General features: G+C 57.0%; 14 protein-coding genes. 3 read left to right on the top strand and 11 right to left on the bottom strand.

What is annotated here, in order from left to right; translation table 11 throughout:
• The first annotated feature begins 322 nt into the window (after positions 1 to 322).
• Positions 323 to 538 carry a hypothetical protein gene (locus GC165_20875; GenBank protein ID MBI1335324.1) on the top strand — a complete coding sequence of 72 codons (216 nt, stop codon included), beginning with the start codon at positions 323 to 325 and terminating at the stop codon, positions 536 to 538.
• 39 nt (positions 539 to 577) lie between these two features.
• Entirely contained in the window at positions 578 to 1006 is a 429-nt protein-coding gene (locus GC165_20870; protein MBI1335323.1) for a GNAT family N-acetyltransferase, read from the top strand.
• Here the strand turns inward: GC165_20870 and GC165_20865 are convergent.
• The 7 genes from GC165_20865 to GC165_20835 form a co-directional block, all read right to left on the bottom strand.
• Positions 1003 to 2133, bottom strand: a complete 1131-nt coding sequence (locus GC165_20865; GenBank protein MBI1335322.1) for a hypothetical protein — start codon at positions 2131 to 2133, stop codon at positions 1003 to 1005. The genes GC165_20870 and GC165_20865 overlap by 4 nt on opposite strands.
• Before the next feature lie 43 nt (positions 2134 to 2176).
• The gene (locus GC165_20860) at positions 2177 to 3370 is read right to left on the bottom strand and encodes a hypothetical protein (protein MBI1335321.1); all 1194 of its coding nucleotides are present in this window, start codon (positions 3368 to 3370) and stop codon (positions 2177 to 2179) included.
• A gap of 116 nt (positions 3371 to 3486) precedes the next feature.
• Entirely contained in the window at positions 3487 to 4194 is a 708-nt protein-coding gene (locus GC165_20855; protein MBI1335320.1) for a hypothetical protein, read from the bottom strand.
• A gap of 9 nt (positions 4195 to 4203) precedes the next feature.
• Complete coding sequence (locus GC165_20850) at positions 4204 to 5154, bottom strand: hypothetical protein (protein ID MBI1335319.1); 951 nt, start codon at positions 5152 to 5154, stop codon at positions 4204 to 4206.
• A gap of 21 nt (positions 5155 to 5175) precedes the next feature.
• On the bottom strand, positions 5176 to 6000 hold the full coding sequence (locus GC165_20845) for an ATP-binding cassette domain-containing protein (GenBank protein MBI1335318.1): 825 nt from the start codon (positions 5998 to 6000) through the stop codon (positions 5176 to 5178).
• Entirely contained in the window at positions 5997 to 6785 is a 789-nt protein-coding gene (locus GC165_20840) for a nitrate ABC transporter permease (GenBank protein ID MBI1335317.1), read from the bottom strand. Before GC165_20840 ends, GC165_20845 begins: the two co-directional genes overlap by 4 nt.
• A 62-nt stretch (positions 6786 to 6847) precedes the next feature.
• Positions 6848 to 8740: an OmpA family protein gene (locus GC165_20835; GenBank protein ID MBI1335316.1), complete on the bottom strand. Its 1893-nt coding sequence runs from the start codon at positions 8738 to 8740 to the stop codon at positions 6848 to 6850.
• 91 nt (positions 8741 to 8831) lie between these two features.
• Between GC165_20835 and GC165_20830 the strand changes: the two genes are divergently transcribed.
• Positions 8832 to 10829, top strand: a complete 1998-nt coding sequence (locus tag GC165_20830) for a hypothetical protein (GenBank protein MBI1335315.1) — start codon at positions 8832 to 8834, stop codon at positions 10827 to 10829.
• Here the strand turns inward: GC165_20830 and GC165_20825 are convergent.
• The 4 genes from GC165_20825 to GC165_20810 all read right to left on the bottom strand — a co-directional run bounded on the left by GC165_20825 (position 10826) and on the right by GC165_20810 (position 15741).
• Positions 10826 to 11860 (bottom strand): redoxin domain-containing protein, encoded by a 1035-nt coding sequence (locus tag GC165_20825; protein ID MBI1335314.1) that lies wholly within the window; start codon positions 11858 to 11860, stop codon positions 10826 to 10828. The genes GC165_20830 and GC165_20825 overlap by 4 nt on opposite strands.
• A gap of 237 nt (positions 11861 to 12097) precedes the next feature.
• Complete coding sequence (locus tag GC165_20820; GenBank protein MBI1335313.1) at positions 12098 to 12850, bottom strand: glycosyltransferase; 753 nt, start codon at positions 12848 to 12850, stop codon at positions 12098 to 12100.
• 18 nt (positions 12851 to 12868) lie between these two features.
• Positions 12869 to 13531, bottom strand: a complete 663-nt coding sequence (locus GC165_20815) for a hypothetical protein (GenBank protein ID MBI1335312.1) — start codon at positions 13529 to 13531, stop codon at positions 12869 to 12871.
• A 14-nt stretch (positions 13532 to 13545) separates the two neighbouring features.
• The gene (locus GC165_20810; protein MBI1335311.1) at positions 13546 to 15741 is read right to left on the bottom strand and encodes an ATP-binding cassette domain-containing protein; all 2196 of its coding nucleotides are present in this window, start codon (positions 15739 to 15741) and stop codon (positions 13546 to 13548) included.
• Between the last annotated feature and the right edge of the window lie 20 nt (positions 15742 to 15761).

Below are 15761 nucleotides of genomic sequence, written 5' to 3'. Positions count from 1 at the left end.
GAAACGGTGGGGAGGAAGACTAGCCGAAAGCCTTTCGTAAAACGAGGCTATCCTTTGGCGAAGGGAAATGGAGCGTGGTGACATCGGGAGGTGGGGAGGATTCATTGACGAATGATCCACACTCTGAATCAAGTACCCCTTACCAGACGGGAACGACCTCGGAGAGGTCGCAGACGTTAGCCCGGGGTGCTTGCACCCCGGGATTCGTCCCGCACCCGCAAGAAGTCCGAGGAGTCCCGAGCATCGGGACAACCCCGCCATTATGGCGGCAAACTCATTTGCCAAGCAAAGGGTCCTTCTGAACCAAGAATATAATGAACCTGTGATCCACAAGACTGAAAAAGGGTGGTATCAGATTTGCTCCGCGGACGAAGGCACGGTCGAATTTGACCTTGAATACCAGGCCTCTCGATCTCCCGAGGAAAGAATGACGGCGGCCTGGGAATTGGTCGTGCTGGCTCACTCAGCAAAAGGAGGTACCGAGGATGAACTTCGATTGGATCGATCTCAGTACCGTACTCAATCGATCGAAGATTAGTCGATCCACGCCTGACCACCATGCCACCGAAGTTTTAAGATGATCCGACTCGCCACCATCGATGACGCCCCCGCCATCGCCGAATTCTACGAAGACATTCGCCGCGATACCGTCCCGATCGCCCACACGACTGGTGAGGTCGAATGGTACATCGTCCACCGCCTCATCGACCGCGGCTCCTCCCACGTCTACACCCAAGACGACCATATCGTCGGCTGGCTCGACGTCCACGACGGGTGGGTCGATCAACTCTACTGCCATCGCGGCCAAACCGGACGAGGCATCGGACGAAAGCTCCTCGACTTCGCCAAAGAGGCCAGCCCCAACGGCCTCCAACTCTGGACCTTCCAAGTCAACGAAGGAGCCCGGCGCTTCTATGCCCGCGAAGGCTTCATCGAGGTCGAATGGACCGACGGCAAAGCCAACGAGGAAGGCGAACCCGACGTCCGCATGGTCTGGCGAAATTAACCCACCGGATTGTTCACGATTCCCGCAAAGAGGGGAATGCCCGAAAGCGAACGAATGAAATAAATGAAAGGACGATCCGCCCGAAACTCAAACGGCTCGACGATCTTCGGCTTCGCACTCGCTGTCATCAGGAACATGCCGATGGCGCGTGCATCCGTTCCTTCTTCATCGACTTCAATGAAGGTGCGCTGATTAAAGGCACTCAGAGAAAGTGGCTCGCTCGCCATCTCCGTAAACACGAGCTTTGGCCCCGCCGGATCGATCTTCCTCATGACCCAATCCAAAACATTCCATTCGAATTCGGACTTCCATCGCGGCAAGGTCACAACTCCTCGATACGAATGATGAGCCCGACTCGACAAAGTCTGGAGCGAGACCAACGCGTCGGAAACCGAAATTCCGGGTCGAGGCAGAATCAACGACATCGATAACCCACACCGGTACTCAAGTCTCAAATGCTGAGATAGCTTGTCCTCTCCGTATTCAAAGGTGGACTCAAGTTCCATCATGGGCACGTCGACACGGTCTCCAGAAGCCAGATGAAAAGGTCGAGGTCCCGAATGGTCAGACGGAAACGGCTTCTGCCATTTGTCCACAAAACTGATCGCATTCGCCACCACAATTCGCGCATCGTTCCGCAGCGAATCGACGATTTTCGGGATTCGCCCGTCCGTCTTCATCCGTGCAAACTCGTTGATCTCTTGGCAAGCGGGCTCAGGAAACCTCACTTGGCGGATGTCCGCATCGAAGCTTTCAGCCGCCACATGCCTGAATTCCTTTTTCAACTCGACGTCTGTATCCGTCCAGATCGCCGTTGCCGACGCCAACGCACCAGAATCAATGGGCCCCAGCATGTCGGCGCGAGCAACTTGCAACTGGGGGTGCACGTCGGGCGGCAAAGCCGAGGTGCAGAGCACCTTGCCGAGAGCCAACCCGGCTTCTCGCCCTGCACTGGACCGAAGGAGGCTCATGAGGTCATAAACTCCCCACGGCGCGATCATCGCGTTGCCGGTTTCGGTCCTCGAAAGATCGACGAGAACCTCCCGAGTAAACCGATCGACGGACTGGAGCAACTCCCCACGAGAAACCAGTGAAGGAGCACGGGGTCCCCTGCCTAAAAGCTCCATATCCTAACCAGACGCTAGGCAGGGTCCGAATGTTCTGGCGAAATTAACCCGCCGGATTGTTCACGATTCCCGCAAACAGCACCACGCCGCCCGGCGACCAGATGAAGTACGCGAACGGATGATCCGCCCGAAACTCGAACGGCTCCCCGATGCGAATCGACGTCGGACGCATGGTAATCCCCGTCGCCGCCGCCGCCTCGGTGCCTTCCTCGTCGACCTTGATATACGTCTTCTGCACCGCCTGGCTCACCACCAGCCGGACATTCGAAATTCCGCTGAAGTCGGCGCTCGCCGGATCAAAGGCCGCCTTCACGCCCTGACCTTCCATCCACTTGCGCAGGTTCCACGAGAACTCCGACTGCCACCGCGGAATGAACACCGAGCCGCGATCTTCGCGCGAAATCGAGTTCAAATGGTTCAGCAGGTCCGGTTGGCCAAGCACCGACGCCACCGACGTCCCCTTGTCGGGAAGCACGATCGTCATTCCCAGCCCAGACTTGTACGGCAACGTCAACGCCTGGCAATGGTCGCCCTTCGCGTACCGATACTCGCCCTGACCCGTCATCGTCGGAACCGATTTTTGCCCGCCCGACGACGTCCAGAACGGCAGATTCTTGGTGTTCTCCCGCTTAAACGGCGACGCCCACTTGTCCAAAAAGCTGATCGCGTTCACCAGCACCATGCTCGTATCCCGGTCGAACTGGTCGAACAGCTTCGGAATCTTGCCCCTTGTCTGCTCGGAAACAAATCCGTTCACCTCATCCAAGGCTGGCGAGGGAAAAGTCGATTGCTTCGCCTTCGCGCCAAAGAACGACATCACGTCCGTCACAAACTGCGGCTTCACCTCGAAGCCCTTGCGAATCCATAGCCCGTTCGCCTGCCGCAACTGCCCCGAGGTTTCCATCGGCTTCACCGCGTTCCGAAGCTGTTGCAGACCGACCGCCGAATTCATCGGCGACTCCGCCTGTTTCAGAAAATCTTTCAGATCCTTCTCGGTGCGCCCCTCCGCCCCCAGCCGCAACATGCCGAAGCACTCCTGCAGGCTCCAGGGCGAGATCATCACGTTCTTGCCGTCCGCCGTCGCCGACAATTTGGCTAGCGTATCCACACCGAATCGGTTGATCGGCAGCTTCGCCGATTGAGGCACCACCGCCATGTCCTGGCGCAGTTTCGCTGCCGCATCAACAGTCTGGTCGTTCATCGTCGCGAGTCCAAAAGCCGCCAATAATCCAATCATTCTCGCTCTCCTTTCCGAACGCGAGCATTCTTCTTCATCATACAGGAAGGACGCGGCACATCAGGGTCCGTTTCAAATCAGGAGCCTGGACACGCACTTTTGCCGGGCTTTCGTACCTACGCTGGAGGCGTATTTTTGCTCGCCCCGATGTCGAGGGTAAAGAACTCCAAGACATCGTCCAATTTATCGCCTTCGGCCGTACACTGCGACAGTGCTAAGGTCAACATCTGCTGTGTGCTGGCGATCTGCCCGTTGAGGTTAGCAATCTTGTCCTCGAATGTTTTGATTTCGGCCTGCATGTTCGCAATATGGCGTTTCGCCTGGAGGTTCAGCGTGTCTTCATAAGCCGACAGGGCGGCGAGCTTTCGCGAGGCATCGGCAACCACCGATTCAGTGTTCACGTTGGCCGACTGATTCATGGCCTTACCCATGGCTGACAGGGTCGCCTGCACGGTGGTCCGCTTAACGTTAAGTGGCAAGTCGGCCGGAAGCGAGGCAATAACCTCCATCGCTTGCTCTGCGCCAAATCCCGCCTTCGGCAGATTGGCCTTGGCATAAACCTTGTCAAAATCCGGCATTCCGCCTGGAGCCAGGACGTCCTGTGTCTGCTCCTCAGTGAGCGTAATCTCATCGAGGTTCGGACCTGTCGTTCGTTCCACAATCTCTTTAACCGAAACGGCTGGCGACTGCGCTGGGCTAGGAGCGGCCACGGCAGGCTTAACCGGAACTACCGCGGGGGTCGTCATCGCCGAAAAGTCGGGCTGCTGATCCGGGAACTCAACAAACAACTCACCAGCTTTCTTCAATGCACTTTTGATACTCATAATTTCACATTATGTATTCGGAACCGCAACAAGCTGTTCCAGAGGCGTCACTGCCTCGATAGCTTCGGTAAGCGAATTCGCCGTCACCACGACCTCGTCGATGTCCGCCAAAACCTGTTCAGGCGACCGAGCCCGAATTTCGTCGTTAATGAGACCGAACGTATCCGTCATCAGCTGCATCTGGTGACGAAGATTATTGAGAATCTGAACGATTCGCTCGACGAATTCCTGTCGCTTGGTAAGAATCTCGCAGCGCTTCTCCAAAATTGACTTCGTCGCAAACACCTGCTCCTTTTCCGATCGCTCCTTTAGGTCGTTAATCTCGCGAGCATATTGGCTCGAAAGCACTTCCGCCACGGTGTTGTTCCAGTCTTCCGACGGCGCAGGGCTGAGTGAGACGGTCCCAGACTTGGGCGGCTTAGACTTCGAAGAAGCGCGGTCGACCAAGTCATCCAGCTTATTCTTCTCTTCGCGGTTAAGATTGTCATATGCTTCGTCGACCAGACTATTCAAGTACCGAATGTACTGAGATTCTTTGAGCGCGAATTGCAGATACTTTTCCAGCAGAAAATCTAATTTGCGCAACGCCTCGCGAAACCACTTCTCTTCCGACCGAGACTGCTGGCCAATCTGGAGTCTCGCCGATTGAAGTCGAGAAAATTGCTCCCGCACCGACTCGTGAATTTGAGGAAAGACCTGGTCGCGAAGCCGGTCCAATCGTGCCTGAACCTCGGCGTCGAACTTTTCCTTCAACCTCGACTCATACCACCTAGAATCCGGTACGAAGAGCATGTACACGGCCTCGGCCGCCAACCCAACGACAAAAGCAAGAGGGCTGAGCATAGCGACGGACGCGGCAAACACTCCGGCAAGCCCGATCAGGTTCGCGTTCTCAGTGAACGCTGTCTTGTATCGGTGCCGGGCACTTTTGTAATTTGCTTGCGAGGGGTCGATATTCACGAAGGCTAATTGATTATCCCCTTAGAGCGTCGCAAAAAGCTGGCGGACCTCATTGACCATGGCTCCAAACGCAGGCATTTCACGGATGTTCTCGCGCCAAGCCAGACCCCGGGCGGCTAGGTCGATCGTGTGGCGGATATTGGCGCCTGGGATCGCCTGGCCCTTTTCATCTCGCTCACGTCCCAATAGCCAGAGGCTGTCACAGACCGCAATCGCGGCGTCGATGTCGTGCGTCACAACGATGAACGTCTTCAGTTCATGGGTGCGCGCCATCTCGCCGATGAATGAACACATCGCATCCTTGGCCAAAGGATCCAATCCCGAAAAAGGCTCGTCCATCAACAGGAAATATTCGCTGCACATGAACTGCTGGGCGATCGCCGCTCGCTGGCGCTGTCCGCCCGACAGTTGAACTGGGTACTTATCGCCGTGTTCGCCCAATCCAAATCGATTGAGAAGGTCCTGCGCTTTTTGCGATCCGGCCGGCCCGTTCATTCCCGCCTGCTTTCCGGCTACTACCAAGTTCGATAAGATAGTCCGGTGGTCGAACAGCGGATAGTTTTGCGCGACGACCCCAACCATGCCCGCCCTTACCGGAATCATCTGCTCGGTCACGTAGACACTCCCCTGGTCGGCCTGGTTGAGCCCGGCCAGAATGCGAAAGAGCTGAGTCTTGCCCATGCCCGAGGGCCCAAGCAAGCCGACGACCTGACCTTGCGCCAAATTGGGCCGAAGAATGTTCTTCACTTCGGCATTCACGTTCTTCAAAATCGGACGACCGCCAAGATCCAGACTGACGTTCTCAATTTTGAGGATGCACTCCTTGACTTCGTATTCGTAACTCATTTTCGCTCCAGGGTCAGAACCGAATAGGGGCAGAAGAGTCGACGCAGGAATCCGATCACATAGTCTTGCCCCAAGCCGATGATCAGGATGATGATTTGGATTGCGAAAATCGCGGGAATCTTGAAGTGTTTTTGCTCATTGAGGAGCATCGCGCCAACGCCACCCTCCGATCGAACAATGCCTTCTACCATCGTCAGCATCATCCAACCGATCGCCGCGTTCTGACGCATAACCTCAAAGGCCTGAGCGAAGGTTCCTCGGATCACGACTTCCCACACAACCTTCCATTCGGGCATCCGAAGCGTCCTCGCGTGATCGAAGTCGGCTTTGGGAATCTCCGCCACAACGGAAGCCATCGACGTCAGGAAGAACACCGACATGCCGAACACCAGCAGACTTAGCTTGAGGTTCGATCCCCCACCCAAGACCAGCGTGAAAACGAACGAGAAGCCGACCAGACTCAAAAACCGCCCTTTACTGACGGCCGTGATGATCGGCCGAAAGAACGGGATAACCGTGAGGTAGGACAGCAGCAAACAAATCACCGCCGTCAGTCCAAGCGCCTTGAGGTTGAGCGCCATGCTCTTGATCAGCTCTTGCCCGAGCCCCATGTTAAACCAGAGGTCCTTCAGGGCATCGACAACCTCGCCCGGTTTAGGGAGAGCTTTGTAGCTGGACGTCGACCAAATAACGATCGACGAGACAATCCAAAACGCAACGATAATCAGGAACGTCGATTGCGAGATCGACTTGTTCGGCAAAAACGCGTCGAGAATCCTTGGCAGCTGCTTTTGAGGGGTCGGCGATGCAACCGCTGCCTCGCCGACCGGAGTTTCTGCCATAGTCCCTAACTTGTTGCCTTGATCTTGATCTCGACCCGGCGGTTCTTGGCCCGATTGGCCTCGCTAATGTTCGGCACCAACGGCTCCGTTTGTCCGTGGGCGACAACCGTGACTCGTCCCGTCGGGAACTGTTTCGGCGCATACTTTTCAAGGTACGCCTTAACTGCAAACGCTCTCGCTTCCGATAGCTTCATGTTCGCATCGGCGTTTCCAACGTTATCCGTGTGGCCGTTGATTTCCACATAGGTGTTGCCCGCAACCAACAGGTCATTCATGAGCTTCCTTAGCTCAGCTTGGGCGGAAGGTGTGAAGCTCGCTTGCCCCGTATTGAACTTGATATCCCAGCTCTTGTTGCTGATGGTAACCAAGTTTGTCGGCTTCTTCGCCGAGGTATCGATCCCAGTTGCCGGGTTTGATGCCGTAATCTCGGTCAGCCCCACCTTCTTCTGCACATTCGCCAAGTAAGTCGTATCAACAACCGAATCGTACGACGGATAGGTTTTAACCAACTCTGGATACTGGTCCACGACGATGTTGCCAAACGTTTCGTACACCGCTTTGTAGATATTGGCCGAACCGGTCACCATGCCGAAGAGCAAGAGGTTGTCGGCGAGGTTATTAACGCTCGAGCCACCAAGTTCGACCGGTTTACCAAGAGCGTCGTTTTCGACCGTTCCCTTAAAGTACCTCTCCCAGTAGTTAGCGTCAGCGCCTTGCTCCTGGTAGACCTCTTGGCTGACTTCAGCGCCTTTGTGGAGCGCAACTGAAGAAGATCGCACGGCGTCGCCGCCAGTGAAGATCGCCGAAAGCATTCCTTCGACTTTGTCCGAATTCTGACGGCACCACTTATCGATGCCGATGATAACGCACGGCATTTGCGCCGAGTATTCCCTCGTCGAAACGATACTGACAAGACCACCTTTCTTGGCCGCAACCGATACGTCGCCGGGGGTCCAAGTAACAACGCCATCGACCGTCACCTTTCGCTTCTCGCCGGTCTTCTTGCCGTTATGGACCACGTCTCGCATTTCGCTGTAGCCAGCAATATACTTTTCAGCGGCATCAATATAGTCGTTGGCCGCAACCCAGTTCAAGGCATCTGGATCGTAGGTTTTTTCATCTGGATTGTTCTTGAGACCATTGTCGCCAAGCCACTTCATGGCGATGTTCCAGTCTCCGTCTCGCAGGTAGCCGGCAACCAAGCCTCCCTTCGAGGCAACCGGATTCTGCTTCCAGGCCGCTGGACCCATGAATTTGTCTTCGCCGCGCGAAAATCCGGCCGTACCGACGATTTTCGCCGTATAGTCCGGCCCAATCTTCTTCAAAGTCTCATTAACGCCCGCCAAGAAGGCCGCCGCGCCGTCACCCATGATGCTTACAAAGTGAGCGCCGCGTGTCGGCTGTGCATTCCCTTGACTAAGCTGCGTCGCAAACTCGACCAGGGCCTCCTGCATTTTGGCCGCATCGTCCTGTCTCGTCAATTGAAGGCGGACATTATTCTTAGCCATCAAGCTGCCATTCGTGGTTTCAGGACCACCGTTCGCAAACATTAAGCCCATGTGAGCATTCCAAGCCCAAAGAAGCCAGCGTATTTCATCGCCTCCCCCTTGGAACTTATTCGAGCTTGGGAGTGTTATTCCGCTTAGAGATGGAGCAGTTTTCGCTCCGCCAAAGGTTGGAAGATCGGCCGTAATCGGTACCGAAGACTCCTTTTCCTTAGCACCGGGTATTAAGTTTGCTAGGCCTCCACCGCCTGAAAAGACTCGGTATGCACCGAAGACGATTCCTAGAATAACAATGAGCAGGGCGATCTTGCCTGCTGGTTTGATTTTCACCTTAGTTGCCTCTTTTGGGTCCCTTTGTCCGAAGTCGTACAAAAGAACTACATATTTATACATCTTTTGAACCTGAAAGGATTCATATATCAGGGCATCTAGGTTCGATTACTGCAGAACCAGCGACTTGCAAAAATAAGTAGAATGCACGTTGATGAGTTCCGGCTTGCTAATCTCGCTCATTCTCTCGCATGCCATGCAGTCAAAGCCCGACCTTTCGCTTTACATCACGCCCGGCGTAACCCTCTTCATCAAAGGCACCCAAAAGCTTCCGAAGAAAACCGATGCCGAGGCCGCTGCCCAGCCGGTCTTTCTCGGCTACCCCCACGGCCCCAAGACGTCCGAATTCGTGCCCGATGGCCGTAAAACCTTCTCCACCACCTACCAGTTTTCCGGCGACGCCCCCCGCCTGCGTCTGCGCGTGCCGTACACCGCCGACGCTATGCTCTGCAACACCAGCCAGCCCGGCGTCATCGGGAGCACGTACGGCGACGCTCACGACCTTCTCGCCAACTCGGTCTACTTCCGAGGCACCGACTGCCTACTGACCATCGACGGAACCATCACCCACGAGGGCAACTTCCTGGTCCTTCACGCCGACAAAAACGCAAAGCTCGTCACCAAGCTCAACTACGTTCAGAACCACCTCGGTTACTTCCTGTGGGATCCCTCCCGACCGCTGTGGGGACCGCCCATCGTCGGCTGGTGCTCTTGGGCCGCCTACGGCCAAGGCGTCACCGAAGAGGACATGAAGGCCGCTGCCGACTTCCTGAACAAGAACCTGCTCGCGTACGGCTACAACATCGTGCAGATGGACGACGGCTTCCAGCGCACCCCGCAGTCGGGTGAACTTGTCCTCAAACCCGGCGAGCACTATTCGGATTTCTGGACCAAACCCAACGACAAATTCCCCTCGGGCCTAGAAGCGCTCGCCACCTACATCAAGTCCAAAAAGATCACTCCCGGCATCTGGGTGGGCCTCTACACCCCGCTCGGACTCTCCAATTCCAAGGATTACGTCACCGGCGACGACGGCAAGCCCTACCGCGGCCCGTGGGTCAATTACGCCATGAACGGCCTGACCGACGGGGCCGACGAAGCCTATTTCGAGACCATTCGCGTGCTGAAAAAGCAGGGCTGGAACTACTTCAAAATCGACACCCTGCGCCATATCCTCTACGACAACTACCGCAAGAATCCGTTCTATTGGAAGTTCCGCGAGGAGAGCATGGAAGACGCCTTCCGCGCCGTCCTGACCGGGGTCAAGCAGGCCGCGGGCGGCTCCTACGTCCTCGCGTGTTGGGGCACCATGCCCGAGCTCGCCGGACTCCCCAACGGAGCCCGAATCGGCGAAGACGTCGGCCCCGATTTCGCCTCCATGCGCCGCTCGGCGAAGTACATCGCCCAGTTCCACCACCTCAACAACGTCGTCTGGCGCAACGACCCCGACTACATGTGCCTGCGCCTCGAACCGGAAAAGGCTCGCTCATGGGCCAGCATGGTCTCGCTCGCGGGTGGTCAATTGATGATCAGCGACAAGCCCGCCGACTATACGCCCGAGCACCTGAACATCATGAGGCGGGTCTCGCCGACCGTCTTTTCCAAACCGGTCAACCTCAAACAGGAGAAGCCCGACCCCGAATTCTTCACCCTGCATTGCAACAAATTCGGCGAGGATTGGACCGTCGTCTCCCACAACGCCTGGCAAAAAGTGCCCGCCCGCACCGTCTCGCTGTCCGATGTCGGCGTGGTCAAGGGTAAGTATCTCGCCTTCGATTTCTGGAACCAGAAGTTCCTTGGCGTCGTGGATTCCAAGCTCAAACTGGATGCCCTCGATGAAGGTCATTGCCAGGTTGTCGCCCTCCGCCCGGTGCAGAATCATCCGCAGGTCCTCGGCACGGAGCGCCATATCTCCCAGGGCGCGTACGATCTCGACGCCGTCAAATGGGATGCCGCCAAGGCCACCCTCTCGGGGACTTATGTCGTCGGCCCCGGCCAGCGCTGGAATCTGATGTTGTACGTACCTAAAGGCTACAAATTCGACTCGGCACCGAAAGGTATCGACGCGAAGCAGAACGGCGACGTCCTTACCCTCACGATGCCCAACGGCGGCGGTGCCACCCGCTGGTCAGCCAGCTTCAAGAAAGCCTAGTCCGACGCCTTGCCCAGCGCTTCCTCAAGCGGCCCGCGCCAATCGCGGGTCGACGGAACATACTGCACCACGCCCTGCGCGTCGATGATGATCTTCGACGGATAATTCACGATGCCAAAATCCATCGGCAACTCGCCGGTCGGCGACCCCGCCGCGACGTTCTCCCACGTCAGCCCCATCTCCTTAATCCGCTTCGTCACAAACGCGGGCGTCCAGTTATCCGTGTTGATCCCGATCCACGCCAGCCGCGTCGGATACTTCGCCAAATAATCCTTGATCTCCTGCATTTCGCCCAGGCACCCCGGCGACCAGAATCCCCAAAAGTTCAAAACCACGACCTTCCCTTTCAGCGAACTCAGCGAAACGGTCGACCCGCCCAAAAGGTCCAGTTTCAGGTCGATCATCGGCTGGCCAAGTACGATCTTGGTCCGGTAATCGAAGACCTTCGTCGCCCGCTGACCCGCTTTCGTCTTCGGATATTGTTGCCCCAAGGACCGGAATTTGTTGATGTCCCCCGAGTCGTTCATGAACTGAACGAAGATGCTCGCCAGCCCCGCCGAGGCCGCCACTTCTTCGTTCTTGCTCTGCTTCAGCGACGTATCGAAAGCGGCATAGTTCGCCGCGGTCAAGTATTGGTAAAACGTCAAATTCTCGATCGCCGGACACAAGGCCGAGCTCTCTTTGAACTTCGCCGCGATGTCCGTCGCATCGTCCACCAGCTTCTGGATCGGCGGCGTCTCGCTCGCCAATGCCTCAAAGCGCACCACCCGAATCCGCACCTTCTCGTCGTCGGTCTTGGCCTGAGTCAGGTACTTATTCGCCGTCCCGATGATCGACTCCAGCTTCTCGTTGAACTGGGAAACCAGCTTGCGGGCGTCCTTCTCGCTCTCCACTTTGGCTCGGAGCGAGTCAAACAGCGTCAACGATTGCAGGAGGTCGTTCGAAAGAGCCTCAATCCGCGCGTCGAGAGATTGGCTCTTGGGGGTCTGTCCCGCCAAAACGAGTGCGGCTATGCAGATCGTGGCGCCCATATTCCCATGTTAACACGCCAAGCCCTCCGAGTTGTTCAAATTGGCCAGCGCATAGACCCAGGACGCCTAAGAATGCGGTGCTAAAAATTCGGAAGACCCGCATCTAAAAATCCGATTCGCAAAATCGAATCAGGAAAGCCCCAAAATCCCTCTCCCAATTCTCTGATTTGGGAGAGGGTGGCTCCTGACTTGTGTCAGGAGACGGGTGAGGGCCAATCCGCAAACCAGCGGGAAAACCTAAGAATGCACCGCCGGAGCTTTCAGCTTCATCCGAGCCTTCTTGCCCCGCATCCGCAGCTTCACCAAATCCCGCAACATGCGCGGACCATCGCGCCAGATCACCACTTTCGATCCCTCCTGGTGACTCCATCGAATCGGCACCTCGGCGATCTTATAATCCAAGTCCCGCGCGATCATCAGCGCCTCAAAATCGAAGCTGAACCCATCCAGCGAGCACCGTGAAAAAATGTCCCGTGCCGCCTTCTGCGTAAACATTTTGAACCCACACTGCGTGTCGTCGATGCCCTTCGTCGCCAGCGTCTGCACCGCCCGATTGAACGCCCGACCCAGCACTTCCCGATACAGCGGCTGCCGAATCTCCAGGTTAGAATCCTTCAACGGGCGACTGCCGATCGCCACATCGAACCCCTCGTCGAGGGCCTTCCAAAGCTTCTCCGTTTCCTCTTGCGGGGTCGCGAGGTCAGCGTCACAAAACAGCACGCGGCTCGCCTCCGCTCGCAACATCCCCAGCCGCACCGCGTAGCCTTTCCCCCGGTTTTGGGCGTAGTCCAAAAACTGAAACTGCGGATTTTGAGCGCAGAACTCGTTGACGATCTTCGCCGTATCGTCCTTCGAGCCGTCGCTCACCACCGTACACCGCCACGAGTACGACTGCTCCGAGTAGTACTCGCGAATCCGCTCCAGCGTGCGGCCGATCCGCTCCGCTTCGTTATAGGCTGGAATGACCACTTCAAGGTCGACGGTGTTCATCAAGGCTCTCCGATTGTACTATTTCGTCTCGCGAATCGAGCGAATCGTCGCTTCCGCCAAGGCCTTCGCCAGCGCGTTCTGCCCCTTCTCGCTGCTAATGTAAGCCTCGTCCTTCGGGTTGTTCAGGCGGCACATCTCGATCAGCACCACCGGCACTTCTGAGAAAATCGACCCGATCAGCGCGCCGTACTTACCGCCGACCGCCGTCTTGGTGTCCGACAACAGCCCGTTGTCGTGCAACTCGTCGCCGATTGCCTTCTTAAATTCTTCGTGGAACACCGGCGCAATCTTCCCGCACGCCTTCAGCACGTCGTCACTCGGCCCGGTCTTGCCTTGCGCCGTCCCCTTCTGGTCGGGGTAATAAATTGCGTAGCCGGTGCCCGCCGCATCGTCGCAATGCAGGCGCACCATCAGGTCCACGTGAGCTTTGTTCGCCGTCGCCGACCGGTCCTTGTTCTTGACCAGTTCCTCTTCTTTGGACTTGGTCATCACGACCTTCACGCCCCGCTTTTCAAGCTCCTTTTTCAGCTTCACCGCAACCTGCCAAACGGCCTTGATCTCGGTAATGTGCTTGCCCTGCGTTCCTCGTCCAACCTCGCTCGGATGCCCCGGGTCGATGCACACCGTTTGGGCCGAGCACAGGCACGACAAGAAGAGGAAAACGGGAACAAAGATTTTCATCGGGCAGATGGCGGCTACGCTTCGACGACTTGAGGTTCAGCTTCGTCGACTTCGCCAAAGATATTCTGGCGCATCTTACTGATTTCGCTCTGCATTTTTACCAGCTTGGCATAGATACCATCCTCACGCGCCAATAGTTCCGCATGAGTGCCGACCTCAGCCACGCGCCCTTCGTCCATGACGATGAGCCGATCCGCATTGCGCAGGGTCGAAAGCCGGTGCGCGATGGCAAACACCGTTCGCCCGTCCACGAGGTTCTCGATTGCCTCTTGGATCATGCGTTCGGTCTCGGTATCCACGCTCGCCGTCGCCTCGTCCAGGATCAGCACCTTCGGGTTGTGCAGGATCGCCCGCGCGATCGAAATTCGCTGTCGCTCGCCGCCGCTCAACCGCTGGCCGCGCTCGCCGACGTACGTATCGTAACCGTCCGGGAACTTGCAGATGAAGTCGTGAGCGTTCGCCGCCTTCGCCGCTTCCATGATCTCCCGCATCGTCGCGTCCGGTCGCCCGTACGCGATGTTGTGCTTGATCGAACCTGGGAACAGATAGCTCTCCTGGAGCACGACACCCACCTGGCGGCGGAAGTCTTCCAACTGAATTTCGCGCAGATCGACGCCGTCCAGTTCCACCTTGCCCTGCGTCGGGTCGTAGAACCGCAGAATCATGTTGATCAACGTCGTCTTACCCGAGCCCGAGTGCCCCACCACGCCGATCATTTCGCCCGGCTTCACTTCCAGGTCCACCGCGTGCAGGATCGTTCGCAATTTGTCGTAACCAAAGTGCACGTCTGTCAGCTTCACGTGCCCCTGAACCTTGGGCATCGGCACCGACGATTCGCTGTCGCGGATGTCGTCCGGCGTGTCCATGATTTCGAACACGCGCTCCGCCGCCGTAAGGGCTCGCGTCGACCAGTCGATGATGCGTTGCAGGTTCGAAAGCGGGTCGTTCAACCGCTGAACGTACTGCGTAAACGCGATCAACTGACCGATGGTCATCATCCCCGCCAGAACCGCGCGTCCACCCACGGCCCACACGGTGATGACACCCAGGAACATCGTGAACATCACGAACGGGAAGAACGTCGCCCAGCTTGACTCGGCCACGTAACCGCTGTCAGCAAGCTCGGTAATTCGCTGGTTGAACTTCTTGACCTCACGGTCTTCGCCAAAGAACGCCTTGACCACGCGCGTACCCTGAAGCGTGCCGTTCAGCGTCGCGCCGGTGCGCGACCACTGATGCCAAAATCGGCTCCAAACCCGGTTCATCTTCTTACGGAAGAAGTGGACCGCCAGCACCACCGCAGGCACCGGCGCAATCGCGATCAGACCGATCTTCCAGTTGATCAGCATCATCGTGACCGGAATCGCGATGAGCAGAATGATCTGGTTCATCAGGACCGGAATGCCGTCGACCAGCACGTCATACAGAGCGCCCGTGTCGTTGGTCATGCGCGACATCAGCGAGCCAACGTTTCGCTTGTCGTAAAAGCTCAGCGAAAGGCTCTGGAGCTTTTCAAAAAGGCTGTGGCGGATGGAAACCGCGATCTTGGCGCCCAGGAAAGCGACGTTGCGGTTGCGGCCAATCTGCACCAGCAGAATCAGGACGCGAACCATGAAGTACGCCATCACCAACTCGGTAAAGAGCCCCGAGTCTCCGTTCTTCAGCGCCTTGTCCAAGATCAACATCGTGATGTACGGCGGCACCAATTCCAGGGCCATGCCGCCGACGCTCAAGAAGGTTCCCCACAGCAGTCGGCCACGGTACGGCTTGGCGTACGAGAATAGGCGCATCAGCGTCTGGCCGCGATTCACGCAGGCTTCGCAGACGTTGTTGTACTTCGGCAACGGTCGGCCGCATTTGGGGCACACACGATCGTCGATGTCCGCGGGCGGAACCGGCTTCCCATTCACCATCGCCTTCAACTGCTTCTCAAGGTTGGCGAGCGGCAGATTTTGGCGATTGGTCGAACGTATCAGTTCGACCGAGTGGCCGTCGAGGTCGGCGACGACAGCAGTGGCGTCAACGAGGTCTTCCAGTCGAGGGTTCTTCAGTTCGGCGACGGCAAACTGACCAACGGTTTCCTCTCCGACGGGAGTCTGTTCGGTTCTTGTCGCGATTCCATTTTCGATCCTGAGTGTGGTTTTGCCGAGCCGGCCCCTGGAATCTAGGTCCGACACGACAACGATACTGCTAGGGTCAGGGTCACTCATGGAGCAATCTGATCGGTTTA

The organism is Armatimonadota bacterium (assembly GCA_016125185.1).
Lineage (GTDB): Bacteria > Armatimonadota > Fimbriimonadia > Fimbriimonadales > Fimbriimonadaceae > Fimbriimonas.
The sequence above is the reverse complement of the archived record's forward strand: the minus strand, read 5'-3'. Positions and strand labels throughout refer to the sequence as shown.